Genomic DNA, 24669 nt, shown 5'->3' with positions numbered 1-24669 from the left:
TAGAAGAACCTTATCCTTCAATGTAGCCCCAGTGTCTCAGGGGTATGCCACTTTCGTAACAGCTTGGATTCTTAAATAAGTTCTGACTGACTCTCTTCCAGGGGGGAGTGATTTTGGTGGTTCAATTTTTTTATAAGTTGGTTCACCGCGGCGAATTTAACCCGTCGTCTGGAAATAGTCAGATAAGCAAAAGGGACTACATAAAGCGAAAATAAAGTCCCTACCAGCATGCCGCCAATAATTACCAACCCTAACTGTTGCCGACTTTCACTGCCTGCACCGGTGGCAATCGCTAAGGGAAATGCGCCTAAAATCATGGCTAAAGTTGTCATAAGAATCGGCCTTAAACGAATACGAGCACTTTCAAGAACAGCTGCAAGACGCTCTTTACCCGCGTTGATTTGTTGATTAGCAAATTCAGTAATCATGATGCCGTGTTTGGTTACCAGACCTATAAGGGTGAGCATGCCGATATTACTGTACAGGGATAAGTTTTGATGAAATAAAAACAGCGTCAAAACTGCTCCTACTAAGCTTAAGGGAACACTTAAAAGAACAATCAGTGGATCAATAAAACTTTCAAATTGCGCGGCCAGTACCAAGTAGATAAACAGTAGTGCAAGTAAAAAAGCATAAAGACTACTGCCAGCGGATTCTAAATAATCCTTCACTGCTCCTGTAAAACGGTATTGAATGTCATCAGGAAGTTTTTCGCGAAGTAACTTTTTTACATCTTTTACCACTTTATCCATATGCGCCCCTGGTCCGAGTTCAGCGCTAATAACGGCACTGCGCATTCGATTTAAGTGGGGTAAACTGTCAGGGCCAATGTTATGGGTGATATTGATTAAAGTGGATAAAGGAATCATTCTTCCTCGGCCACTTTGTACATATAACTTATTAAGTACAGCAATATCTCGGCGCTCTGCTTGCTGTACTTGCAAGATAACCTTGTAAGCCTGGCCTTCATAGGTGAAATTTACAGGATTGCTACCGCCTAACATGGTGGATAGTAGCTCAGCAACGTCGGCCAGATTGACATCCAAATCTGCTGCCAATTGACGATTAATTTCAATATCGATTTGTTCACTATCAAGAGCAAGCGTATTCCTTATATGTCTTAAACCAGGATACTCATCCAGGAGTTTTATAATATCGCTGCTGATCTCATTGAGTCTTACGTAAGAAGTATTGCCTAATAGTGCTAAACTAAATTGACTGTTTCCTGTTCGCTGGCCTAGCGGATTTGGACTTACAGGAAACACATTGACTCCTGTAATTTTTTGCATCTTCTCACTCAACTCATTACTGATAGTTTTCTGGCTGCGAGTGCGCTCGCTCCAGGGCGCTAATTTTAATAAGGTAAATGCCGAGGTAGGTCTGACTGAACTAAGATAAGCTATTTTTTCAGGAGTTTTTTCATAAATAGCCTCTAATTCACGGGTATACTGATCGGTATAGTGAGTACTGGCATTGGTTGGGGAGGCAAGGGAGCCAATAATATAGCCCTGATCTTCTCCCGGTGCCAATTCAGCGCCTAATTGTTGATAGCATAGAAAGCCAATCAGACAACAGCTAATCAATCCTAGACTTAAAATTAAAGGATGTTTTAACATCCAATATAGACTCTGAACATAACGTGAACTAAGTTTATTAAATTTCAAATTTAGCCAATGGCTGTAATGCCCTTCCTTTGAGGTTAATAATTTTGAGCACATCATGGGGGAGAGGCTTAACGCAATAAGTCCAGAAATAAGCACACTGACTGCCAGAGTGATACCAAACTGCAGAAACAGCTTTCCTGTAAAACCAGAAACAAACCCCATGGGCGCATAAACAGCAGCCAAAGTAATGGTCATCGCTAAAAGGACAAACACAATTTCATTACTGCCCTTGATAGCTGCTGCTGTCGCGCTTAAGCCATTTTGCATATGACGATGGCAATTTTCTAAAACCACAATGGCATCATCAACTACCAAGCCAATCGCCAATACCATGGCTAATAAAGTAATAATATTGAGTTCAAATCCTAACAAATACATTGGCCAAAAAGCACTGACAAGGCAAATAGGGATAGTAATGATGGGAATTGTGGCCGCACGTAAATTTCCTATAAATAGAAACACGACGAGAGCCACAAATAAAACTGCCTCAAAAAAGGTCTTATACACTTCGTGAATGGAGTGTTTAATAAATAGTGTTGAATCAAAAACCACTTGAATTCTGAAATGAGGTGGCAAAGACTGCTGTAGAGAGGTAATGGCTTTCTTAACCTCGGCTGCGACATCAACGGGATTCGCGGTGGATTGGGCGAGTATGGCGAGCCCTACTGCCGGTTTTCCATTAATCCGCAACAAATTATCTTCATTCTCACTACCAACCGTTACCGTGGCTACTTCACCAAGGTGGATGGGTTGTTTGTTAGGCTGAGCCACTATTAAATTGGCAAAATGTTTGGCATCTTGTAAGCGGGCATGAGTAACTACAGTATAATAGCGGTTACTGCTTTTGATTTGGCCGCTGGGAACATCAATATTTTGTTGAGTCAGTGCTCTTTTTACCTGCGCCACGGTTACCTGATAGGCGGCCATTTTAACTGGGTCTAATGCAATTTTGACTGCATAATCACGACTGCCATGATAGATAACTTCGCCAACCCCCTTAACTTCTTGTAAAACAGGTTTAATAAAGCGATTAACATAATCAGTAATCTCTAATGGTGTTTTAGTGTCATCATGGAATCCCAGCATTAATACTGGATTTGCATCAGCATCGTTCTTACTAACTGTAGGGGGGCGACTTTCCTTCGGAAGTTTAGCCTGTAATGCTGATAACTTATTGCGAATATCATTAATTGTTTCATTAATATCAACCCCGAGCTGAAAATCGATATTAATACGGCTCTTGCCTAACAAACTTGTAGAGCGTAAGGTATCAATGCCGGAGATCCCTGATAAGGCATTTTCTATAGGAATGGTAATCTCTTTTTCAACGAGTTCAGGACTTGCTCCTTCATATTCGGTAGCGATGTGAATCACGGGTTTATCAATATTGGGCAAATGTCTTATGGCTAATTTTTGATAGTGTAAGACACCGGTAATGACCAGCAATAGTGATAAGACAATCGTAAAGACGGGGCGTTTAATACAGAGTTCAGAAAAAATCACAATTAGTTCTACCCTTGATGAATGTCAATAACAAGACTACCTTCTCTCAGTTTGTGCTGACCACGAACGATCACAATATCATCAACACTTAAGCCACTGTTAACTTCTGTCATTGCACCATGATGTGCTCCTGTTTTAACTCGTACGGCCACAGCCTTATCATTACGCAGGACAAAGATTTTTTGACCGTTAATTGTAGGGATTAAACTTTCCTCAGGGACTAAAAGACGCTTCCTCTTGTTAGCAAATTCATGATTCACTCGAACGAACAAACCTGCAGACAGTAAATTATTTGTATTATCAATGAGAGCCTCAATAGCAATAGTTCGGGTTTCCTTATCTACGGCAGGATCAATATAGTTGACATAACCTCTATATATTTGTTTTGGGTAAGCATCGGATACTATAGTAACTTGCTGTCCTTCCTGTACGCGGGGCAAATAACGTTCTGGCAGTGTATATTCAACACGTAATTTTTGATTGGCGATAAGGCGTACCAGAGGCTGCCCAACTCTCACATATTGGCCGACACTGACTTGTCTTGAGCCGAGAGTACCAGTAAAGGGTGCGCGCAAACTAAGTTTTTCAAGCTGAGCTTTTTTGGCTTTTACTGTATTTTGTTTCTCTTGCAAATTAGCTAATGCTTGATCCAGTGCCTGTTCTGAAGCGAGTTTTTTGTTGGCAAGCTCTCGAGTGCGCTCGTAATTGGTTTTACTTAAGGCCAAATTCGCTTCAGCGCTGGCTAGTTCGCTTTTAAAACAGTGGCATCAAGTTGAATAAGTAACGTTCCTTTTTTAACAAGAGTTCCCGGTTTAAAATAAATGGCAGCAATCTGACCCGACAGTTCAGAACTAATATCAATATTATCCATACTGGCAAGGCTTCCTATGGTTTCAAATTCGTCGGCCAGAATTTTCTCAGTAACAGGAGCTGTTTCTACTGCGACAGGTTTAGGTTCAGTGACTCTTTCATGCAGTTTATGGCGAGGGATAAAAACAACATAACCCAAAAAAAGAAAAGTCACGAGAGGAAGTAGCAAGGCAAGTATACGGTATTTCATGGAATGAATGTCAGAATTTAAGAATAAAAAATTATAAGGGAGATTGGCAAAGGATTCAAAAAAAAGCCTTAAAAATACAAATGAGTGAAATAAGGTACTATAATTTTGCTATAAAAATAATTACTCAGGATAACAATTGTCTCAATTGAAATTTGCCATTTTTTTTATACTACTGCTTCTTCCTGAGTTATGGGGCGCAGTTGCTGCTCCACAAGCATTGGGAAATATTTCTACTAATATAACAGACTCTTTTACGAGTGTTGCCAGACTTATCACAGCACTTAGTTATATAGGAGGCTTGGCTTTTTCAATTGTTGCGATTATAAAATTTAAGCAACATAAAGATAATCCAACTCAAATTCCAATTGGGCAGCCGCTTGGACAGGCTTGCATTGCAGCAATATTATTGTTTTTGCCTTCATTTCTGGGGTTTGTGGGAGGGACGCTTTTCGGAACGGATGCGCGTACTTCTGGTCCAACAGGACAAGTTTATTGTTCCAATACCGCTGCAGTTTACAGTGCAGCGAGCTGTAATTGAGGCAATCTCTGCAGGAAGGCATGTTAAACAATAATTTATTTCTCGACACTCAACCACTGAGAGAGAACTTCTATAATTTTACGCGCTTGATCCTCACTGGAAATATTAAATTTCGACTTCATCCAATATTGATTGTTTTTCTTTTGATAGCGGCGTATAGAGTATTTGACGGGCCCAAAATCTTGCCTGGCATTATCCCAATCCTGATAACGAAATAAAATGGTTGTCCAGGCACCTTTTGATAAAACATGTTTATCCAGTTCTTTGACCGTTTCTATGCCATTTTCACTATAGGCAATGGTTAAATCGTCAATTGTTTCACTCATGAATATTTCCCTACAAGAAAATTAATCGATGGATTGTAATTTGCCATTGACAAAAGTCAAGCGGAATGGTGTTTGAAATTTATCGGTCTGGAACACCCAGATCTCAGGTTTCTGGTTACTTTGAATGGGTTGATTGATGTATGTGTTATTAACAATAGAAGGATTGCCGCAGGCACTATACACTTTTGCTACCGGGTCGCCTATCTGCACCATTGAGCCACCACAAATAGAAAAGGCATTGCTTTGTGAGCCATTAATACGCACGGAACTCACTTTGTTATCAATAACATCGACTTCGAGTTGAGCACCACTGTTGACGCCGACGGGTAGTGACCAAACACCATAAAAGGCAGACTGAGAACCTTGATTATTATAAATAAGCTGTAGTACCGGAACCTTTTGCATAACCGGTGTGTCTGACTGTAACTTGCTTAAAGGTTGACCACAGGCGGCGAGTACCTGATCGGGGGACATTCCTATATTAATGTAGCCATGGTTTTGCGGACAATACATGGATTGTACAGCAAAAATATTGCAGGAGAAGCTTACTGAGGCAATACCAAGAAATACAGTCCAATGCTTATTCATAAGGTTTTCCATTGGTTTAGTATTGCTTCAATTATAGCTCTCTCTCATCCGTTTTGCTTTACATATTGAAAGGAAGTATTGCAGCCATAAACAAAGCAATAATTTTTAGAATTATCATGATGATAATTGGTGAAAAATCAAACCCGGAAATATTTGGAATGAGAAATCGTCCCAACTCTAATAAAGGCTCGGTAATCAGATTGATGATATCTAAAGCCGGATGTTGTCGTGCAGGATTAATCCAACTTATAATTACTCGAATAAGAATCATAAAGAATAATAATTCACAGACAAGGGTAACTAGATCAGCGACGGTAAATAATATTAAGTAAAGTAGAGGTAATAAAATACTGTGAAAAAGAAGACCAAGCACGAGAAATTTAAGCAAATCAATAAGAACTATGAGGCCCAAGGTTACCCAATCGTAGCGATTTAAAGAGGTTTTACCGGAGTAAATCAAGCGTTCTATGGGATGAACAATAGGGCTCGTCAACTGATAAATTAATTGTCCTGCTGGATGAAGAGTACTGACTTGAAAATAACGCAGAGCAACCCTTAGCAACAATGCAAAAAGTAATAAATTAAAACTTAATTTAACTAAAAAATAAGCAATAGCGATTAAACCTGACATATTGATTCTCAAAAATTAATTACTCTTAGAATGCTGGCTATTATAAATAAAATCTTCAGATAATAGCCAAGCATTCCTGTTCTTTAACGAAAACTTTGCTTAAAAACTTAAATCTTCGGCACGTTTGACAGCAGCCTTCATTGCCTCATGGATTAAAGCGTGAAAGTCATGATTGTTCAACACGGCGAGTGCTGCTGCTGTTGTACCACCAGGTGAAGTGACTTCCTCTCTTAATGTACTGATATTTTTATTTTTATTGGCCAAACCCAGGGCTCCACGAAAAGTTTGTAAGGTAAAGGCTTGGGCGACCTCTTCATCAAGTCCTGATTTTTTAGCAGCATCAATCATTGCTTCCATTAGAAGAAAAATATAGGCAGGCCCGCTACCTGATAATGCCGTGAAGCAGTTTAAGTCATTTTCATTGGCTGTCCAATGGATAAGCGCCAGGCTTTGAAAAATTTCTTCGGCCCATTGCTTGTGCTGAGAGCTGGAGCTTAAGTTAGCTATCAGCGGCGTTGCTCCTTTAGCGATAGAAATTGCTAAATTGGGCATGCTGCGAATAATGGCTTGCTTTTTTCGACAATATTTTTCCAAAGATGCTATTTTAACCCCAGCTGCAATGGAAATAAGTAAACTGTTGGTTGGTAGTTCTTGGCCAATTTCCTGCAATACTTCTCCAATTTTATCAGGCTTCACGGCTAAGATAATTATCTCTGCGTTTCGTATTATTTCCAGATTGGAAGGAGACGTAATAATCCCTTCCTCATTCACTCCACTTGGAAGCGAAGGAGACGCTGCTAGAATTTGATAACCTTTATTAACCGATAATCCTCTGGCAATGGCTTGAGCCATATTGCCAAAGCCTATAAAACTAATCTTCATAATATCCTCAACAGAGCCTGGTTTTCAGGCATTATCGTTCGCCGAACAATGCTCGGCCAATACGTACAATGGTACTGCCTGCACGAATTGCTGCTATTAAGTCTTCGCTCATACCCATAGAAAGGGTGTCCATGCTCAAATCAAGCCTTCTATTAAGAGTATTTAATAATTGTTTTAACCGTAACAAACTTTGGTACTGTTGTTGTTCCTCATGATGAGGTAGAGGAATAGCCATTAGACCACGTAATTTTAATTTAGGTAATGTATTAACCAATTTAGCAAATTCAATCGCGTGTTCTCCATTGATCCCTGATTTTGTTAGTTCATTATCCAGATTAATTTGTAAGCATACGTTAAGAGGCGGAAGATAATCAGGTCGATATTTATTAAGCAAACAGGCAATTTCTTCTCGACTTAAACTATGAACCCAATCAAAATGCTGAGCAATGCCTTTAGTTTTATTGCTTTGAATTGGCCCTATAAAATGCCAGCAAATTGTCAGAGAGTGAAGGGATTGAATTTTTTTCCATGCCTCCTGATAATAGTTTTCACCAAAATCTCTTAAGCCTGCTTCATAAGCTTCCTGGATTGCTTCTGTCGACTGACCTTTACTGACGGCAAGCAATAAAATTTCTTGTGGGGAGCGCTGATAATGTTGGGCTGTTGAGCTAATTAACTCTTTAAGATAATGCACTCGTTCAGCGATAGTGGTCATAATTAAAGCTGAGAAAAATGCTAAAGATAGCAAATTTATTGCAAAATTTAAACTTCAATATAGTGGTAGCACGGGGCAACAAAGCGCTATTCTCAGCGAAGCGAAGGATGACGGTAACTTGTGCAAGATAATAGTGTGTGAAATTAATTTCAAAGTTATGGCTTGTCCTAGTGGTAGCAGGATAAACGCAGCTAATTTTGAGCCACAAAAGGTACTTCCCTTAATTTTAAATCGTTCTAAGCAATAGGTTGTAAATTGGAGTAATGAAATGAAAAGATATAATTTTAATCCTGAAGGTTATGGTTATTATATAGATAGCGAGATAGAGCTTTCCGAAGAGGAGCTGGATAAGATACAAAAAATAATACGCAGTTTTCCGCATGCCTTAAAATCAAAGGAGTCAATTAATAGATTTTTAGAATTTACTCCTAATGAGACGCCTAAATATATTCTTGCTATTACTGCTAATGCTTTTGATAGCTGTGGTAATACAATGCTGGGAGTAACATGTGAGTATGGTTATTCTGTTGATGCAGTCCAAACATTAATTAACATGGGTGCAAATCTAGATACCCCCGATCATAATATGAATAAGCTTGCGCTTCACTGGGCAATAAATAATAAAAAATCATTTGGAGAGCCGGGCTCTGTTGAGGCAGTAGCAGTAGTTGAGTGCTTACTTCAAAATGGAGCAGAAACTGATATAAGATGTTATCAAAATAAGACTCCTCTTGAATATGCTAGAAGTCGGGGATTTACAGCTGCAGCCGATTTAATTGAGAGATACTCCAATAAGCGGTCTAAAAATAAATCAGAAATTGCGTCCTCTTCCGTATTAGCGACTAACTCTTTGTTTTCTGCTAATATTACAAACGCAAAAGAAATTTACTGCGAATTTAAGCCTGGATTTCTAGGTCCTCATAGGTAAAGTCCTAATCCAGGATACAATGTTGTACGATGTTTTTATATGAGGTGGTTTTATGAATCCAGAAGATCATTTGGTGATAAGATTTTTACGTTATTGGAATTTTAACAATGCAGCAAATTTATTTATAAAATCTTTATTTAACTCAAACATAAAAATTTCTTTTCATGAAGCACTAGAAAATGCAATTACAGAACTTTCAAAGCGCAACAATGAATCCCCTCCTTTAAATGATACTTCAACTGCCGGGCTAATTGTATTTTTCAAGCGCCAAAATGATTTGTTTGAAGAGATAGGTAGGAAATATCAATTGTCTCAATTAAATTCTGCGCTAGTAATCGATGATGAGGTTCAAAGCACCCATAAGTCTAGCGTAATCTAAGTAACCTTTTTTAGGATTCTCCCCCCGTATGAATGTTTTTTGTTTGGAAAACTATAAAATATATGACTAAAAGATATAAAAAAATTATATTCAGTATATAAACAATCAATTTTATTTATGCGAAAGATGTCGCTATTATGGTCAATATAAGCAAATATTAATCATAAATAGTTCTTATACCTTAGCAGGAGACCCTTATGAAGCAAAAATATGAGCAGAGAATAATTTTTTCAGATATTGTAGAAGCAAAAGAAAACGCTGATACTTCTCAATTCACTCCATTACATTCTGACGTTCCTACCTATAGGGAGCCTGATCACACGTTTCGACTATGGGTCGTTGGTGCTCCACAAAGTGGAAAAACATGTTTGTTTAAGAGGTATTTTAAAGGAATTTATATTCAATCCGCTATAGATAATGTTGGCATGGATTTTTTTTTACGCTCTGTATCGGTAAATAATAAAAAAATTATGCTTCATGGCTTAGACAGTGATCACTCTAAGCGCAATAAATATCCTGAAAGAATACAGGCTTTAATAGTTACATTTGACATAAATCAAACCTCTTTGGAGGATTTAAAGGCTCAGTTATCTAATGTAACCAATTTAACTTCTCCTTACAGTTCCGCTAAAGCAATTATTTTAGTAGCTACGAAGATTGATAAAGCTCAAAAACGCCTCATTTCAAAAGACGATGTAAAGGACTTACTAAAGGGATACCCTAATATTGATTATGTAGAAACCAGCGCTAAAAACGATGTAAATGTTAATCTCGTATTTGAAATTGCCGCAAAAAGGGTCCTAAGAGAAATTGAGCCCTTAATTAAAAATGACGCTAAGCAAATTTTTCCTAAAAGCTACGAAACGATGTGGGCAAAAGGACGAGATGAAAAAAAATTCTCCGTACCTGTTGATCAGTCCTTTAAAGATTATCATTCTGCTGTTGCGTTACTGGGCGATTATTGCAAGAGTGTTCCGTACTACTATCCAAATTTTTTCTCATCGTTAAAATTAGCTTGTACAGGACATTGGAATCGCCATCACATTGATGCTGTTAAATTGGTTGTTACTGAATTTACGCACCCTCAGACTGAACCCTCCTTAGAGGAGATGAGCGTAAGAAACCTTCTTAGTAAGTTACAAGATAGTTTATTAGCAGAGGGGAAACCATTAAATCCAAACGGGAGTTTAGCTAGGAGAATTCATTTTATCCAACAAAATTCAGGTATCGAGGTAATAGATATAATGAATTAAATACAGAAATACTTGATAGAAAGACGCAATTGCCAAGAGCGAAAATGTAAGCACCTAGGATGCCGTGAGAATGCTTGGTTTACTAAGATAAATTCCCGCCTGTGACGGGAATAATAATCTAACGAGAAAACGGAAAAGTTAGGCACCTTTCTGCAGCTCAACCAATTGTTGTATTCCCTCTTCGGCCAGAGAAAGCATACTGTTCAGCTGGTCGCGAGTAAAGCTTCGATCTTCCGCAGTGCCTTGTACTTCAATAAAATGTCCTTCTTCATTCATTACCACATTCATGTCGGTTTCAGCTAATACATCTTCTGCATAATCCAGATCCAGTACGGGTTGGCCGCGATAAATTCCTACTGAAATTGCTGCGACATAATTGAAGAGGGGCATTTTACGAAGTTTTTCGCGTCCTGCCATCCACGCTACGGCATCTTTTAAAGCGACACAGGCCCCCGTAATTGCTGCAGTGCGTGTACCTCCATCGGCCTGTATTACATCACAGTCTAATGTAATGGTAGTTTCTCCAAGCAGCTTTAAATCGACACAGGTACGAAGAGAGCGACCAATCAGTCGTTGAATTTCTAGTGTTCTGCCCCCTTGTTTGCCCTTACTGGCCTCGCGCTCAGTGCGACTATGGGTTGCGCGAGGTAACATGCCATATTCCGCAGTAATCCACCCCTGGTTTTTACCTTTCAAAAATCTGGGTACACCTTCAACAACAGAAGCATTACACAATACGCGGGTCTGACCAAATTCGACAAGTACTGAGCCTTCGGCATGTTGGGTGTAGTTGCGGGTTATTTTTATGGGACGTAATTGATTAGGTTCACGATTACTGGGGCGCATGATAAATCCTCGATAAAACCCTAAGTATAAACGTTTTTATTGCAATGGGGAATTAAAGAAGTTTTGCATTTGTACAAATTTGGTATATAGTCGCGCCCACGTTTTCGGATGAATTACTATTTACTATGACATACAGTATGACCGCTTTTGCCAGGGTGCAACGCCAGCTTGATGTTGGGGTTTTCTGCTGGGAAATTAAATCTGTAAACCATCGTTACCTCGATGTAAGCTTTCGTCTTCCTGACTCCTTTCGTTTTTTAGAAACTTCCTTGCGAGCTTTGGTGCGTGACAAAGTGAATCGTGGTAAAGTGGAATGCCAATTGAAATTTCAAGCAACTGTAGGTTGTGAGCAGTCTGTCCTTATTAATGAAAAATTGGTTAGTGAATTGCTTGAGGCAGGGGATAAATTGGCAACTAGCAAGTTGATTGCGAATGATTTATCAGTCAGTACCATTTTAACTTGGCCCGGTGTTATTGATCTGACACAGCCAGATGCTGAGGTGCTGGCACAACAAGCTAGCCAACTGTTTGAAGAGACCTTAACGCAGTTACTTACGGCAAGAAAGGAAGAGGGACAAGCCCTGAAAAATCAGATAGCAATTCGACTGGAAAAGTTAGAGAAGGAAATAAAAACAAGTTTACACTTGGTTGCTAATGCTACCGAGCACACACGGGATAAGTTGTTAACGCGATTGAATGGCATGCAGCTTACTGTAGATAATCCACGCATTGAGCAGGAAATTGCCTTGTTAATAGCTCGTGCTGATGTAAATGAAGAGTTGGAAAGGTTGCAGATTCATGTCAGGGAAGTTGCTAGAATTCTGGAAAAAACAGAAGCATCAGGACGACGTCTTGATTTTTTAATGCAGGAACTCAATCGGGAAGCCAACACGTTAAGTTCAAAATCAGATGCGATTGCTTTGACTCAAAGTGCTGTGGAAATGAAGGTTTTAATTGAGCAAATGCGTGAACAAATTCAAAACATAGAGTAATAATTATGGCTGTTACTACTAGAGGTAATCTAATTATAGTGGCTGCTCCGTCTGGAGGAGGTAAAACCAGTTTGGTTAAAAAACTGGCTGCTAATGTAGAAAACGTCGCTATTTCTGTTTCTCATACGACACGTAATAAACGTCCAGGAGAACAAGATGGGGTGGATTATTTTTTTGTTGATGAACAGCGATTTTTGAAAATGATTAGTGAACACGCGTTTGTTGAATATGCACGTGTTTTTAATCACTACTATGGTACTTCAGTTGCTCAAATTACGACTCGTTTGGAGTCTGGTGTGGATGTGCTTTTGGATATCGATTGGCAAGGTGCGCAGCAAATTCGCCGTCTTTTTCCGGAGGCTGTTTCGGTGTTTATTGTTCCTCCTTCCCTGGATGCTCTCAAGCAGCGCCTTCATGGCAGACGTCAGGACAATGAGGAAATTATTAAAGAGCGTATGAAGCGCGCCCAAGATGAGCTTGCTCATTATACTGAATTTGATTATCTTATAGTCAATGATGATTTTGAAAAAGCAGCCGCAGAATTACAGGCAATCGTGGTTGCAAATCGTTTGAAAACAGAGCGACAATCGCAACATCAACGAAAATTACTTTCTTTCCTGTTATCATCGCAGTAAAATAGACTATTTTTTGGGCCTTTTGTTAACTATCAGTAGCAAGACCTTGATTTTCTAGCTTTATTACCAGCCTATTAGCTATATTATATAGAATAAGATAGAAAATCAGTTACTAGTGAATGACAGAGCCCTTAGCTATCATCGACACATTATTTTGAGTTTCTGGAGGGTAAATGTAATGGCACGTGTAACCGTAGAAGATTGTTTGGAACATGTAGCAAATCGTTTTGAACTGGTAATGGTAGCAACGAAACGTGCTCGTGAAATCGCTGTACGGGGTGAGCAACCTTTGGTTGAATGGGAAAATGATAAACCGACAGTAATTGCATTACGTGAGATTGCAGCGGGTTTGGTTAAACCAGATATTTTGGATAAAGATTAATTGGGTTTTTTTCGTCTCCATGGTTTGAACTACTGGATTTTTCAGAATTTGCTGCTGCCTTTTGCTGTTACAATGCCTGAAAGTCTGGTTTTTGTGCTTGATAACACAAGAACAGTTCAATTTTCCAAGAGAATCAATCAATTTAAGCGGTAGTTTGAGGGACGGGAGTATTTCGTGAGCTACTTTAAGGAGTTAGACGAAGAGCTTAAATGCTACCTAGAGCAGCCGCTTATCGAGAAATGTTATCAAGCTTTTTTGGTGGCAGAAAAAGCTCATCGTGGTCAGATGCGTCGTTCAGGTGAGCCCTATATTACTCATCCGGTTGCTGCTGCCTTAATATTAGCTCGTATGCGTTTGGATTATCAAACCATTATGGCAACACTGCTACACGATGTTGTCGAAGATACTTCCATCAGTAAAGAAGATTTAACGCAGCAATTTGGCGAAGATGTCACTGCCCTGGTAGATGGTGTTACCAAATTAACCAAAATTAAATTTGAGTCACGTGCTGAGGCTCAGGCAGAAAATTTTCGTAAAATGGTTCTGGCGATGGTGAAGGACATCCGTGTCATCATTGTCAAATTGGCTGATCGTTATCACAATATGCGCACTCTAGGTGCTATGCCTGCTGTAAAACGGCGACGCATTGCGATTGAAACGCTGGAGATTTATGCGCCAATTGCCAACCGTTTAGGGATGCATGCCATTTACACAGGTCTTGAAGATTTAGGTTTTCAGGCGCTCTATCCTATGCGCTACCGTGCTATTAAATCCGCAGTGGATAAATCGCGTGGTAATCGTCGTGAGTTAACGCAAAAAATTGAACAAGATTTGGAGCAAGCACTCAAACAATTAAATATTCCTTATGAACATGTTTTTGGCCGACAAAAGCACTTATACAGCATTTATCGAAAAATGCGCCAAAAAAAGGCTTCCTTTGCAGAAATTACTGATGTTTTTGCATTTCGGGTTATTACCGAGGACATTGATTCCTGTTACCGTGTACTCGGTGCACTTCATCGAACTTATAAACCTGTTCCACAACGTTTTAAAGACTACATTGGTATACCCAAAGCCAATGGCTATCAATCACTGCATACGACCCTGTTCGGCCCTTTTGGTGTGCCTTTGGAAGTGCAAATACGCACTCGGGATATGGACAAAGTGGCTGAAAATGGGGTAGCGGCTCATTGGATTTATAAATCTTCCGGTCTGGAAGTCAATGAGGCCCAGTTGCGAGCGCGTGAATGGGTACAAAGACTGCTGGAAATGCAGCGTAGTACCGGAAGTTCACTGGAGTTCATTGAAAATGTTAAAATCGACTTATTCCCGGATGAAGTCTATGTGTTTACTCCTAAGGGGCATATTATGGAGCTTCCTAAAGGAGCGACCCCGGTTGATTTTGCTTACACAGTACATTCTGGTGTAGGTAATAGTTGTGTTGCAGCAAAGGTAAATCGTCGTCTCGTGCCCTTAAGTATTCCTTTAACCAACGGACAAACTGTTGAAATTATTACAGCACCAGGAGCACACCCGAACCCAGCCTGGCTTAATTTTGTGGTTACTGGTAAGGCTCGTAGCAATATTCGCCATTTTCTAAAAAGCCAACAACATGCTGAATCCATCGTTTTAGGAAAGCGCCTGCTGGAGCAATCACTTGCTGAACTATCGGGTGACTATGCCAAAGTTCCTCCAGAAACACTACAGGCTTTACTTCATGATCTAAATTATAAGTCGGCAGATGAATTACTCTATGCAATTGGTATCGGTAATCAAATGCCTATGGTCATTGCCAAGCGATTAATTATTTCTCAGGAAACTCCGGAACTTGAGAAAACCACCAAGAGTCGTCCTCTGGCTATTAAGGGAACTGAAGGAATGGTGGTCCATTTTGCGGATTGTTGTCAACCCATTCCCGGTGATAGTATCGTAGGTCGATTCCAACAAGGAAGAGGAATTATTGTTCATGCTAGTGATTGCGCGAATGTCAATCAAGGGCGTGGTAATCCTGAACAATTAATTTCTTTACGTTGGGATGAGCAAGTACAGGGTGAATATTGGGTCGACATTACTGTGGAAGTGGCCAATCAACGTGGAGTGTTGGCTGCATTGGCCACTGCCATTTCTGAAGCAGAATCTAATATTGGCAATATTAATGTCGATCCACGAGACGGTCGCCATAATGCGGTCACCTTCTCAATCAGTGTACGTGATCGTACGCATTTGGCGCGAGTAATGCGCCGTTTGCGTGCAAATAAAGTGGTCATGCGACTTTATCGCAACAAGCAGGAGACTAATTAATGCAATCTATTCAGAGTAATTTGGCGCCGTCGGCAATTGGGACCTACAGTCAGGCTATTCGTTGTGGCAATACCGTTTATCTCTCAGGCCAAATACCGCTTGATCCTGAAACAATGCAATTATGCAGTGATGAAATTCGCATGCAGATTAACCAAGTATTTGATAATTTGGCAGCCGTATGCGAAGCAGCAGGTGGCAGTCTGGCAAATCTTGTGAAGCTTACCGTGTATTTAACTGATTTAAATCATTTTCCCTTAGTAAACGAAGCAATGGCTCGTTATTTTGCTGAGCCTTATCCTGCGCGTGCAGCTATCGGCGTAAGTGCCCTGCCCCGTGGTGCTCAGGTGGAGATTGAAGGCATTATGGTTTTACCTGCAAACGAGTAAGAATAGCCAGGTGAACAATACGGAATACACTAAAGTCGGACGTTTTATGTTCCTTATCGTCTGGCTAATTTTTTTTGTTTTGCTCTTTGTATTTTTTTATTCTTACGATAATGCAGACCAGGGGGCTTACCAAATTCATCCAGGCGTTATAGCAATTACCCCGGATCGACAAGGTCATTATTACCTTGATGGTGCTATAAATGGACATCCTGTAAAATTTTTGCTGGATACTGGCGCTACATTGGTCGCAATCCCTGAAAATCTGGCTAAAAAAATGGGATTGGCAGGACGTTATGACGTGACGATTAAAACAGCAGGTGGTGAGGTTACTGGCGCTTTAACTCGGCTTGAAACACTATCCTTTGCTGATTTTACGTTGCAGAATGTCAAGGCTGTGATTATTCCTGGTAATGAAAGCATGGTGCTGCTAGGCATGAATGTGCTTGGTAAATTTAATTTATCACAACAAGGCAAGCGTTTGATTGTAAAAATGGAATGAAAATACACTTTAGAGCATTTAAATGTGCACCGCATCATAGAGAGCAACATGCAATTTATGAATAACTGCTACTTCTGCGGTTTGTTTCTATCTCTTGCTCACATCTCTCAGCATCGCTGGATTCTTAAGCTGCAGAACGTTGAGACGAAGAGAAGTGTATATAATTAAATTATTCGACGCTCTACAGTTTACTACTATGACCTGGGAACGTGTTGGCATAAACAAAATTTTGTGATAAGTGAGGCAGTCTGGAATTGAACTCTCTCTGTGGCAGTTCCAACAGTAGTTTTATCAGGATAAATGAAGTAATTAGGTTAATATGAGTATAATTTCCTTTCATAATGTCACCTTAAATTTAGGCGGTAATTGTTTACTGAATCACGTTGACTGGCAAATCCAACCTCAAGATCGGGTTGCACTGGTGGGCAGGAATGGTGTTGGAAAATCGTCATTATTGCGCTTACTACAAGGGGAGCTGGTACCTGACAACGGGCAAATAAGCCGTATCAATGGCTTGCGCGTAGCTGGACTAACCCAGGAAGTACCGATAATTGCCAACGAAACAGTTTATCACTTTTTGGTAAAAAGTTTAGGTGACGTTGGAGAAGTGCTTTCTCAGTTTCATGCATTAACAGCAGCCAATGAGATTACCGGGCTAGTGACCTGTCAACAGAAAATAGATGCTTTACAGGCATGGGATATTTTGCCTCGTGTGGAGATGATGGCCAGTCGCTTAGGCGTTGATCCGCATGCGGAAATGAGCCAATTATCAGGGGGGATGAAGCGTCGTGCCTTGTTGGCTGCAGCCTTAATTGCAGCCCCTGATCTTCTACTGCTTGATGAACCTACTAACCATTTGGATGTGAATGCCATTGAGTGGTTAGAGTCTTATTTAAAATCCTACACGGGCAGCTTATTGCTGGTAACCCACGATCGTACTTTTTTAAATCAGGTTGCAAATCGTATCGTAGAAATAGATCGGGGTAAACTTTATAACTACGATTGTGATTATGAAACCTTTCTTGATAGACGGGAAGCCAGACGTTTAAGTGAGCAGAAGCAGAATGAATTATTCGATAAGCGGTTGGCAGATGAAGAAGTCTGGATAAGAACCGGTATAAAGGCGCGTCGTACTCGTAATGAGGGACGCGTACGTGCCTTAAAAGCCATGCGTGAACAATATAAAGCCCGCCGTGAGCAGCTAGGCAAGGTAAAGTCTATCTCCATGGATGTTTCACGTTCAGGAGCACTGGTTATTGAAGCGAACCAGGTAAGCTACTGTATTGATGGAAAAAAATTGTTAGAGGATTTTTCTTTATTGCTAATGCGTGGTGATAAAGTCGGGATTATTGGGCCCAATGGTTGCGGTAAAACCACCTTAGTGCGTTTGTTATTGGGCGAATTAACTCCAGATTCAGGTTCAATTCGTCATGGAACCTCGTTGCAAGTGGCTTATTTTGATCAACTACGGCGCAAACTTGATGAGCAACAAACGGTAATGGCCAATGTAGCTGACGGTGCTGATCACGTCACCATTAATGGTCAACAAAAGCATGTGGCTACCTATCTTCGAGAATTTTTATTTCCCCCGGAACGATTTAACCAAACTGTTGCAACATTGTCTGGTGGAGAGCGCAACCGTTTATTGTTAGCCAAACTATTTGCCAAACCCGTCAATTTATTGGTCATGGATGAACCCACCAATGATTTGGATATCGAGACACTGGAGTTGCTGGAAACCATGCTGGTTGATTACCCTGGTACTTTGATTCTTATCAGCCATGACAGAGCATTTATTAATCAAGTGGTTACCAGTGTATTAGTTTATGAAGGAGAAGGACAATTCAATGAGTATGTGGGGGGGTATGAGGACTATCAAAATCAAAAGAAACAACAGCGTGAGGTCACTGTAAAGCCTGTAAAATCACGATCCAAAAATGCGAAGAAATTAAGTTTTAATGAGCAACGGGAACTGGCACAATTACCCCAAAAAATTGAAGCTCTGGAAGAAAAAATAAGCCAAGCTCAACTACAAATGACGGCAGCTGATTTTTATCAGCAAGAGGCACAGACGATTGCCGCATTTAATCAACAGCTTGCCGCTGATGAACAAACCCTAATGCAACTTTATGAACGCTGGGAACTTTTGGAGGCTAAGGGATAATCATGCTCTTAACCATAGCTCTGGTAGTTTTTTCTTGTGCAATTCTGGTCTTTTTCTCCCAGGAGTGGTCCAATTTTTTGAAAAAAATGTTTGCCATTCGCGGCATGAAGTTATTATTGCCCTTGTTTGTAGTCTCGCTACTGGTGGCTTATTATGAAGTCTGGGTGTCCTGGGGATTGTTAAGAATCAAATGGGGTTTACATTATGCGGCTGCAATCCTAGAAAATTGGCTTCCTGCTACTTTCGCACCGCTAATTGCCAATTTAATCTTGCTAATGGGATTAGCCGTTTTACCAGTTGCTCTTGCCAATTTCTGGATAAAACACAAGAGGTTTGAGCCTTTTCAATATGCTTTCGTCACCAGCATGGGGATATGGTTATTAGTGGCTATCCTGTTAACAGTAAGTTACAGCTATTCTTAATCAACGCATCTATATTTAATGAGTTTGCATTTCTCCCCAATGATAAGGATAACCCTCACGGCATTTTTTATAGGAATAATACACATAAGAAGGGTTGGCAGAGTAAGCGTAGTGAGTAGCATCGTAAGCGCAGCAAGGAATTTTGCTCATAAAACACCCGCGTTTGGCATGCCATAACAAGCCGCTGCTGGTTTGACTTAACGAGCGACCATCCATGCACACATAACGAGGACGATCTGGCTTGCCTCCCACAATACAGCCTTGTGCAAAAAGTAGTCCTGGCAAAAAAGCAATCATACAATAAATTAGCTTATTCATTCCCTTGTCCAACCCATGTGCCTATACTATATAACATAGAAAAAGTTTCGTCTAAATCAACCGTTTTAATAAATATTGTTAAGAGGTTTTAAGGACTGCTTAATAATTTATGTTTAAAATAAAGTTATAATTCGATTAATTCGAGCCGGAGTTAAGTATGCCTGCCTTAAATGCCAAATTTTTATCTGCTTTAACTGATGAAAAACTTGCTGAGAAACCCAATGCTCTTGCTGCTTTAAATGCAATATTAAAAGTAGGCACTGCTTCTGCAGATAATTTCAGGCAATCAGTTCTGGCTCATCATACAGTTTGGAATGGGTTGGGAAAATCAGCGTTAGATCCTGTAGGGTTTGCTCCTACAGGTCATAACCCTACTGATGATGCTAACTTTTTGAAAGCGGATGGTGATGTAGGACATGGTCCTGATGGTGCGCTAAATTTTTCAGCATTATTTAAACAAACTGCTATCCAACGAATAAAACTAGGTCTTACTCAAATGAATGAGCAATATCTTAAGGCTCTCATTGAGGAGGACGTAGAGGTAGAGGCTCGTAAAAAACTTGTTAGAGACAATGGACAGATACAGGTTGGTCAACCTCCTGTGATTATTCATGATTGGCAAACCAATGGTGTCAATATTCTCGATGTGAATGCAATAGATGATATTCAGTTAGAAGCCCAACGTCTCTTTCTTTCGAAAAAAATTGCAGCAGCAACGGACAAAAATAAAATTGATAGTTTATTGACTGCATGGGATGCTAATGATAACGATAGTTTTCGTACTGCAGCTAGAGCACTGGGTGTTCCTGCCACTACGGTACAAAAGATGGATCTGGCTCAACTAGGCAACCCTATTAAAGTTGAAGCTGCCAAAAAAGGTTATGAATTATTACTCTCTACGCAGCCTATTATTGATTTTGAGCAAGCTCGGGCTAATTTGAGAGAGGCGGATGCAGGCACATTCTTAAACAATCTAGTTCAGCCTCCATACAGAGCTCTTTTGACTGATGCAGATGCTCCCTGGCTTCGAGAGCTTTATGGAAAAAAATACCTCACGGAGCTATTCAGTTCTAAAGAGATCGATAGTGCTAAACTCACTAATATTGCGAGTCAACCTGATGTTAATGCTGTAAGAGCCTTATTAAAAGAGAATGGTGGCGATGATGCTTATCTAACTGCCGCAGTTACTGATAAAAACTTACCCTCGTTACGACAAGTTGCAGCTGTGCAAGCTTTAAATTTAAAGATAGCTGAGCTAACTGATGTGGATACTTTAAGCGCACTAACGAAATTAAATCGGGTGCAGGATATTAAGCGACTCTTGGCGACAAATAATGTGTTAGGGTATAAAAATACTCACCATTTTCAGGAAGCTTTCATTAATGATGCCTGCATTAAGCAAATTGTTGCTGCCGCTTCTGTCAGACAAACGTTATTGAATACGAGTGATCCTAATAAACTGCAGTCATTGCTATTAATTGATCCTCCTGGCCCCACAGCTACAGATTTCCTGACTATTCTTACTGGTGCACCCTCTGCTCCAACAAAGGAAATAGAAAATTATTTTAAAAATCCAGCGAATGTTGACAGAATAAAAAAACAAGCATTAGAAAATTTTGTTAAATTTAAAATTAAAGGGGACGATGCTTCTGTTGCTGATGCAATCGTCACAATTACTGCTACTCCCCTTAATAAAGCTTCATTAAAAGCAGGTGTTAATATTTTGCTAGGGAAGGCACCTAGTCCCACAGATAGTTTAATAGAAAATGCAGATAGGAGCTTTAGAGATAAACTAAGAGCTTATGCTGCTATTGAAGCAACTTTACGAATTACAAAAAATATTGATTTGACTGATGGTAAACTTGATGCCTTTAAAACGAATATTAATCAGCTTAATACTATAGCTAGTCCTACTGCAATTGCTGGTGCTGCAACTGAGTTAAACGGTGATAATTTAAACAGACTGAATGCTGGAACTTTAATAGCTACTCTTCCCGTAAAAGAGCAAGAGGAATTTCGCGGCAAATTGGTTGAAATTTTAATCAACAACTATCCTGCTCTTAATGCCCAGGATAAAAAAGATTTTAAAAGTCTTATAGAAGCAAAAGACTTTTTGCAGTTTAAACAAGCTCTTAGGGCTATAGGCATTACCTCTAATGAGTGGGTAAGCAAAGAAAGCATGGCTGCTGTACAAACTGCAGCCAGTAAGCAGCTAATTAAAGCAAATTTTGCCAGTTATTCTAATTTTACAAACCACAGTGCCTTACTAAACGTGGTTGAAAAATTACCTTTGGTCAAGCAAAAAGCTATTGTAGGCAACCCGGATGTTATCCGCTCTTTAATGGATGCACGCAGCGAAACAGAAATACAACGGGTACTAGGTTCTGATGTCAGAATAAAAGCAGATCCGATAACCAAGGCAAATCCATTAAGTGAATTAGCTAGGGAAAATAGTCGCTATGCTAGTGCTGCAAAAATTGTTAATAGCGAAGTGGCAAGGATTATTGGTAACAGCCCTTCAGTGCCCTCCTTAAACGCTGAGCAGGTAAAAAGTATCAATGCTATTCTACTTGCAACTCCTGATTTATCTGGGGGGGTAGCGAATCATGCTGCCTACAAAGCTGTAGTTGATGAAATAACTAAAGCCTTGGGTCTTCTAGATAATACGTTAGAGGCTGAGTTTGGCTATAATGCAGCTTCGGTGCCACCGGTTGGCGCCAATGGCCCAGTTGATATACAACAACAGCATAATGCTCATCTATTGGCGAAACACAATCAAGATATTAGTCACGATTTTACTAGCGATGATAATGTTACCGAAGCGCGGCGAGCTATTTTGCAATTTGCAATGAGCTTGAAGAAAGAAAATCCTTTTCCAGATGCAGAGATAAATAATTTGTATAAGGCATTTTCTGATTCCGAAACCGTAGCTGAGTTTATTCAAAAAATTAAAGACATAGAAGCTGCACCAACACAGAAGGTATTTAACCTAGACGAGCTACAGAAGCAACTAACACCAGAGATGTTTAATGAGGTAAAGGCAGAGGCAAATAAAGCTGCATTTATTCATTACCCTGAAGACAACGTTGTTGGAAGACTTAATTCTTTAAAAAATCAGCGTAAACCACTCGAAGATTTACATAAAGAAATTGCCTCCTCTGACAAAAAAATTCACAAGCAGTTAAAACAATTAAGTGAAACAAGGGCAATTGATTGGTTAAATCCAGGTTTTCAATCTTCTGCCAAACAAAATGCTCGTGAAATGCTTACTACCTACACAGAGCTGGATAAAGCGTGTGAAACAATGGTGCGTTTTTATGAAAGAGAAAAAGCACTCTTACAAAAACAGCTAGCCAGTTTGCCTGAGGATAGGGAGCTAGCTGAGCGCTGGCGTAAAAATAAAATAGCTGATACGCGAACAGCCCTTAAAAAGCAAATTAAATCAACTGAAGAAGAGCTTGATCGTTATATCAGAGTACAACAGCTTTTACGAGGAAATCCGGATGATCCTGATATAACTAATCCTCTAGTCAAGGAAGGCATTTTGAAAACGCTTGAGGCTGCAAAAAAAGGGGGAGATATTCAATTTATCGGCTGTGACTCTACTTTTCAAGACTATCCAAAAGAACAAAAAAATTCTTTATTGCGTGGCTCAGTGCAAATAGATGCTCCTGTTACAGTTAAAAGTCGAACTGATAACAAGAGATTTATAACCGAAGCTCCTATCCCTGAAGGGCATGTGCGCTTGCATACTCTTGCACTTGTTGACAGTCATCAGAATCGGGATAGTGGCCAATTTTTAGTGGAAAAAGGTCACGATACGGTTAAAACAGAAAATGGGAAAATAGTCTATTTGCCTAATGTTACCGTAACTATTGGCAAGGGAAATCTTCCTAAAGATCCAGCATTACACCCTTCAGTTTATATGGAAGCGGCCAAGAGTTTATTATCAACGCTCAATGGCCCTCCATCTAAGGAAAATCCCATCTGGCTTGATGATGGAAGTGCAGAAATGATTGAAGGAGTTTGGTTAGCTTTAATGGTGATCGGGCAGAAGATTCCTGATATGAAATTTGACAGTAGTGCTGTGAGGGTAGGTGATACCTTTAAATTTAATCCAGCTAAATATGTGAGAAGTTGGGGGCCTTTAGGAGAATCGATTACTCATCCAAAATACAAAGAGTTGGTAACCGCTTATGACGGAAACCTGAGTGGGATGAAGCAGTTCTCCAAAGAGAAATTTGGTGAAGAAACAAGGAAAGCTCAAAAAATTACAGATAGCGCTGCAAAAGCTGCCACTCAACATTACCGTCAGACGGTAAATTATCAAAAAGTAGAAACTGAAGTTAAAAAAGATGAGAAGGAAGCCTCAACGCTTTCCGGGGTTAAAATGGGAAATAGTGGTTAGAAGCTAACTGACTGAATAATATAGGAAATAATGAATAAAAATAATCTGCCTATTGGTGTTTTTGATTCTGGAATGGGGGGCTTGACGGTACTTCGGGCCCTCAAAGCGACCCTGCCCCATGAATCTTTTATTTACTTGGGCGATACGGCGCGTTTGCCTTATGGAACCAAAAGCCCAGATACGGTTCAGCAATATGCCGTGCAAATGAGCCGGGTTTTAATCGAAAGACAAATTAAAGCCTTGGTGATTGCCTGTAACACAGCGACTACCGCAGCGCTTCCTCATTTGCAAACCATGCTTCCAGATATTCCTGTTTTGGGTGTAGTGTCTCCAGGCGCATCGGCAGTAGTTGCGGCCACTAAAAACCATCGTATTGCCGTGTTGGCAACTGAAACAACGATTGCTTCCAAAGCTTATCAGCGCTTGATACAGAAACAATTGCCACAGGCGAAAATCAGTGCTCAAGCTTGCAGCGTTCTGGTGGCATTGGCAGAAGAAGGGATGATTGCTAATGCAGTGGCTCGTGAGGCATTGAAACACTATCTAGCCGAATTTGCAGAAGAAGATACCCTTCTTTTAGGCTGTACGCATTTTCCAGTCTTTAAACCGCTGTTACAAACGCTTTTACCCTCTAGAGTGACGATTGTGGATTCCGCAGAAGCGACTGCCAAAGCGTTACATAAAGTCTTGGTAGCATCCAATTTAGCCAATGAGGCGCTATCTCCAGTCACCATCCGTTATTTGGTCACTGATTCCATTAAACGCTTTCAAAGCGTTGGTGAAATTTTTCTTGGAGAGCCCTTGTGCCAGGCGCATATTGAGTTAGTGGATGCTTGTGCGTTGGTTTGA

General features: G+C 40.1%; 24 protein-coding genes. 14 read left to right on the top strand and 10 right to left on the bottom strand.

The window, feature by feature from the left end; genetic code table 11:
• Positions 1 to 71: 71 nt before the first annotated feature.
• The 3 genes from clem_RS11345 to clem_RS11335 are packed head-to-tail and all read right to left on the bottom strand — an operon-like array spanning position 72 to position 4227.
• Positions 72 to 3167, bottom strand: coding sequence for an efflux RND transporter permease subunit (locus tag clem_RS11345; RefSeq protein WP_157698237.1), 3096 nt, complete (start codon positions 3165 to 3167; stop codon positions 72 to 74).
• Between the two features lie 8 nt (positions 3168 to 3175).
• Positions 3176 to 3892: an efflux RND transporter periplasmic adaptor subunit gene (locus clem_RS11340; RefSeq protein ID WP_094091662.1), complete on the bottom strand. Its 717-nt coding sequence runs from the start codon at positions 3890 to 3892 to the stop codon at positions 3176 to 3178.
• A gap of 17 nt (positions 3893 to 3909) precedes the next feature.
• Positions 3910 to 4227 carry a biotin/lipoyl-binding protein gene (locus tag clem_RS11335; RefSeq protein ID WP_094091661.1) on the bottom strand — a complete coding sequence of 106 codons (318 nt, stop codon included), beginning with the start codon at positions 4225 to 4227 and terminating at the stop codon, positions 3910 to 3912.
• A 136-nt stretch (positions 4228 to 4363) separates the two neighbouring features.
• Between clem_RS11335 and clem_RS11330 the strand changes: the two genes are divergently transcribed.
• Complete coding sequence (locus clem_RS11330; RefSeq protein ID WP_094091660.1) at positions 4364 to 4765, top strand: hypothetical protein; 402 nt, start codon at positions 4364 to 4366, stop codon at positions 4763 to 4765.
• A 35-nt stretch (positions 4766 to 4800) separates the two neighbouring features.
• On the opposite strand, the gene clem_RS11325 is transcribed toward clem_RS11330, so the two are convergent.
• The 5 genes from clem_RS11325 to clem_RS11305 form a co-directional block, all read right to left on the bottom strand.
• Entirely contained in the window at positions 4801 to 5091 is a 291-nt protein-coding gene (locus tag clem_RS11325) for a hypothetical protein (RefSeq protein ID WP_094091659.1), read from the bottom strand.
• Between the two features lie 21 nt (positions 5092 to 5112).
• On the bottom strand, positions 5113 to 5679 hold the full coding sequence (locus clem_RS11320) for a DUF2845 domain-containing protein (protein WP_094091658.1): 567 nt from the start codon (positions 5677 to 5679) through the stop codon (positions 5113 to 5115).
• 58 nt (positions 5680 to 5737) lie between these two features.
• Positions 5738 to 6310, bottom strand: a complete 573-nt coding sequence (locus clem_RS11315; protein WP_094091657.1) for a YggT family protein — start codon at positions 6308 to 6310, stop codon at positions 5738 to 5740.
• A 99-nt stretch (positions 6311 to 6409) separates the two neighbouring features.
• Positions 6410 to 7192 (bottom strand): pyrroline-5-carboxylate reductase, encoded by a 783-nt coding sequence (gene proC / locus clem_RS11310; RefSeq protein WP_094091656.1) that lies wholly within the window; start codon positions 7190 to 7192, stop codon positions 6410 to 6412.
• Between the two features lie 31 nt (positions 7193 to 7223).
• Positions 7224 to 7907 carry a YggS family pyridoxal phosphate-dependent enzyme gene (locus tag clem_RS11305; RefSeq protein WP_094091655.1) on the bottom strand — a complete coding sequence of 228 codons (684 nt, stop codon included), beginning with the start codon at positions 7905 to 7907 and terminating at the stop codon, positions 7224 to 7226.
• 268 nt (positions 7908 to 8175) lie between these two features.
• Between clem_RS11305 and clem_RS11300 the strand changes: the two genes are divergently transcribed.
• From clem_RS11300 to clem_RS11290, 3 genes are all read left to right on the top strand, one after another.
• Positions 8176 to 8835 (top strand): ankyrin repeat domain-containing protein, encoded by a 660-nt coding sequence (locus clem_RS11300; protein ID WP_094091654.1) that lies wholly within the window; start codon positions 8176 to 8178, stop codon positions 8833 to 8835.
• 52 nt (positions 8836 to 8887) lie between these two features.
• Positions 8888 to 9214, top strand: coding sequence for a hypothetical protein (locus tag clem_RS11295; protein WP_094091653.1), 327 nt, complete (start codon positions 8888 to 8890; stop codon positions 9212 to 9214).
• A gap of 197 nt (positions 9215 to 9411) precedes the next feature.
• Positions 9412 to 10467 (top strand): DUF5617 domain-containing protein, encoded by a 1056-nt coding sequence (locus tag clem_RS11290; RefSeq protein ID WP_094091652.1) that lies wholly within the window; start codon positions 9412 to 9414, stop codon positions 10465 to 10467.
• Positions 10468 to 10605: 138 nt separating this feature from the next.
• Here clem_RS11290 and rph read toward each other — a convergent pair whose 3' ends face one another.
• Entirely contained in the window at positions 10606 to 11313 is a 708-nt protein-coding gene (rph, locus tag clem_RS11285) for a ribonuclease PH (protein ID WP_094091651.1), read from the bottom strand.
• Between the two features lie 125 nt (positions 11314 to 11438).
• Here rph and clem_RS11280 point away from each other — a divergent pair, with 125 nt between their 5' ends.
• From clem_RS11280 to clem_RS11245, 8 genes are all read left to right on the top strand, one after another.
• Positions 11439 to 12305, top strand: a complete 867-nt coding sequence (locus tag clem_RS11280) for a YicC/YloC family endoribonuclease (protein ID WP_094091650.1) — start codon at positions 11439 to 11441, stop codon at positions 12303 to 12305.
• 5 nt (positions 12306 to 12310) lie between these two features.
• A complete protein-coding gene (gene gmk, locus clem_RS11275; RefSeq protein WP_094091649.1) occupies positions 12311 to 12940 on the top strand; it encodes a guanylate kinase in 630 nt (209 codons plus the stop codon).
• 178 nt (positions 12941 to 13118) lie between these two features.
• Positions 13119 to 13322, top strand: a complete 204-nt coding sequence (rpoZ, locus tag clem_RS11270) for a DNA-directed RNA polymerase subunit omega (RefSeq protein WP_094091648.1) — start codon at positions 13119 to 13121, stop codon at positions 13320 to 13322.
• Between the two features lie 174 nt (positions 13323 to 13496).
• The gene (spoT, locus tag clem_RS11265; protein ID WP_094091647.1) at positions 13497 to 15623 is read left to right on the top strand and encodes a bifunctional GTP diphosphokinase/guanosine-3',5'-bis pyrophosphate 3'-pyrophosphohydrolase; all 2127 of its coding nucleotides are present in this window, start codon (positions 13497 to 13499) and stop codon (positions 15621 to 15623) included.
• Positions 15623 to 16009 carry a RidA family protein gene (locus clem_RS11260; RefSeq protein ID WP_094091646.1) on the top strand — a complete coding sequence of 129 codons (387 nt, stop codon included), beginning with the start codon at positions 15623 to 15625 and terminating at the stop codon, positions 16007 to 16009. The genes spoT and clem_RS11260 overlap by 1 nt, the downstream gene beginning before the upstream one ends.
• A 10-nt stretch (positions 16010 to 16019) precedes the next feature.
• Entirely contained in the window at positions 16020 to 16508 is a 489-nt protein-coding gene (locus clem_RS11255) for a retropepsin-like aspartic protease family protein (protein WP_198333116.1), read from the top strand.
• Positions 16509 to 16827: 319 nt separating this feature from the next.
• Entirely contained in the window at positions 16828 to 18672 is a 1845-nt protein-coding gene (locus tag clem_RS11250) for an ATP-binding cassette domain-containing protein (protein WP_094091644.1), read from the top strand.
• 2 nt (positions 18673 to 18674) lie between these two features.
• On the top strand, positions 18675 to 19094 hold the full coding sequence (locus clem_RS11245) for a hypothetical protein (protein WP_094091643.1): 420 nt from the start codon (positions 18675 to 18677) through the stop codon (positions 19092 to 19094).
• 15 nt (positions 19095 to 19109) lie between these two features.
• Here the strand turns inward: clem_RS11245 and clem_RS11240 are convergent, their stop codons facing one another.
• Positions 19110 to 19412: a hypothetical protein gene (locus tag clem_RS11240; protein WP_094091642.1), complete on the bottom strand. Its 303-nt coding sequence runs from the start codon at positions 19410 to 19412 to the stop codon at positions 19110 to 19112.
• Between the two features lie 157 nt (positions 19413 to 19569).
• Here clem_RS11240 and clem_RS11235 point away from each other — a divergent pair, with 157 nt between their 5' ends.
• Both clem_RS11235 and murI read left to right on the top strand, forming a co-directional pair.
• Positions 19570 to 23820 carry a hypothetical protein gene (locus clem_RS11235; RefSeq protein WP_094091641.1) on the top strand — a complete coding sequence of 1417 codons (4251 nt, stop codon included), beginning with the start codon at positions 19570 to 19572 and terminating at the stop codon, positions 23818 to 23820.
• 30 nt (positions 23821 to 23850) lie between these two features.
• Positions 23851 to 24669 carry a glutamate racemase gene (murI, locus tag clem_RS11230; protein ID WP_094091640.1) on the top strand — a complete coding sequence of 273 codons (819 nt, stop codon included), beginning with the start codon at positions 23851 to 23853 and terminating at the stop codon, positions 24667 to 24669.

This window comes from Legionella clemsonensis (assembly GCF_002240035.1).
Taxonomy (GTDB): Bacteria; Pseudomonadota; Gammaproteobacteria; order Legionellales; family Legionellaceae; genus Tatlockia; species Tatlockia clemsonensis.
This window is presented reverse-complemented; position numbering and strand designations above follow the sequence as displayed.

What these genes read in the sequence shown, in the direction of transcription:
- clem_RS11320 (WP_094091658.1), bottom strand. Translation starts at nt 5,679, where the DNA reads ATGAATAAGCATTGGACTGTATTTCTTGGTATTGCCTCAGTAAGCTTC.
- rpoZ (WP_094091648.1), top strand. Translation starts at nt 13,119, where the DNA reads ATGGCACGTGTAACCGTAGAAGATTGTTTGGAACATGTAGCAAATCGT.
- clem_RS11325 (WP_094091659.1), bottom strand. Translation starts at nt 5,091, where the DNA reads ATGAGTGAAACAATTGACGATTTAACCATTGCCTATAGTGAAAATGGC.
- murI (WP_094091640.1), top strand. Translation starts at nt 23,851, where the DNA reads ATGAATAAAAATAATCTGCCTATTGGTGTTTTTGATTCTGGAATGGGG.
- clem_RS11315 (WP_094091657.1), bottom strand. Translation starts at nt 6,310, where the DNA reads ATGTCAGGTTTAATCGCTATTGCTTATTTTTTAGTTAAATTAAGTTTT.
- clem_RS11280 (WP_094091650.1), top strand. Translation starts at nt 11,439, where the DNA reads ATGACATACAGTATGACCGCTTTTGCCAGGGTGCAACGCCAGCTTGAT.
- clem_RS11240 (WP_094091642.1), bottom strand. Translation starts at nt 19,412, where the DNA reads ATGAATAAGCTAATTTATTGTATGATTGCTTTTTTGCCAGGACTACTT.
- rph (WP_094091651.1), bottom strand. Translation starts at nt 11,313, where the DNA reads ATGCGCCCCAGTAATCGTGAACCTAATCAATTACGTCCCATAAAAATA.
- proC (WP_094091656.1), bottom strand. Translation starts at nt 7,192, where the DNA reads ATGAAGATTAGTTTTATAGGCTTTGGCAATATGGCTCAAGCCATTGCC.
- clem_RS11305 (WP_094091655.1), bottom strand. Translation starts at nt 7,907, where the DNA reads ATGACCACTATCGCTGAACGAGTGCATTATCTTAAAGAGTTAATTAGC.
- clem_RS11250 (WP_094091644.1), top strand. Translation starts at nt 16,828, where the DNA reads ATGAGTATAATTTCCTTTCATAATGTCACCTTAAATTTAGGCGGTAAT.
- clem_RS11300 (WP_094091654.1), top strand. Translation starts at nt 8,176, where the DNA reads ATGAAAAGATATAATTTTAATCCTGAAGGTTATGGTTATTATATAGAT.
- clem_RS11245 (WP_094091643.1), top strand. Translation starts at nt 18,675, where the DNA reads ATGCTCTTAACCATAGCTCTGGTAGTTTTTTCTTGTGCAATTCTGGTC.
- gmk (WP_094091649.1), top strand. Translation starts at nt 12,311, where the DNA reads ATGGCTGTTACTACTAGAGGTAATCTAATTATAGTGGCTGCTCCGTCT.
- clem_RS11290 (WP_094091652.1), top strand. Translation starts at nt 9,412, where the DNA reads ATGAAGCAAAAATATGAGCAGAGAATAATTTTTTCAGATATTGTAGAA.
- clem_RS11295 (WP_094091653.1), top strand. Translation starts at nt 8,888, where the DNA reads ATGAATCCAGAAGATCATTTGGTGATAAGATTTTTACGTTATTGGAAT.
- clem_RS11335 (WP_094091661.1), bottom strand. Translation starts at nt 4,227, where the DNA reads ATGAAATACCGTATACTTGCCTTGCTACTTCCTCTCGTGACTTTTCTT.
- clem_RS11260 (WP_094091646.1), top strand. Translation starts at nt 15,623, where the DNA reads ATGCAATCTATTCAGAGTAATTTGGCGCCGTCGGCAATTGGGACCTAC.
- clem_RS11235 (WP_094091641.1), top strand. Translation starts at nt 19,570, where the DNA reads ATGCCTGCCTTAAATGCCAAATTTTTATCTGCTTTAACTGATGAAAAA.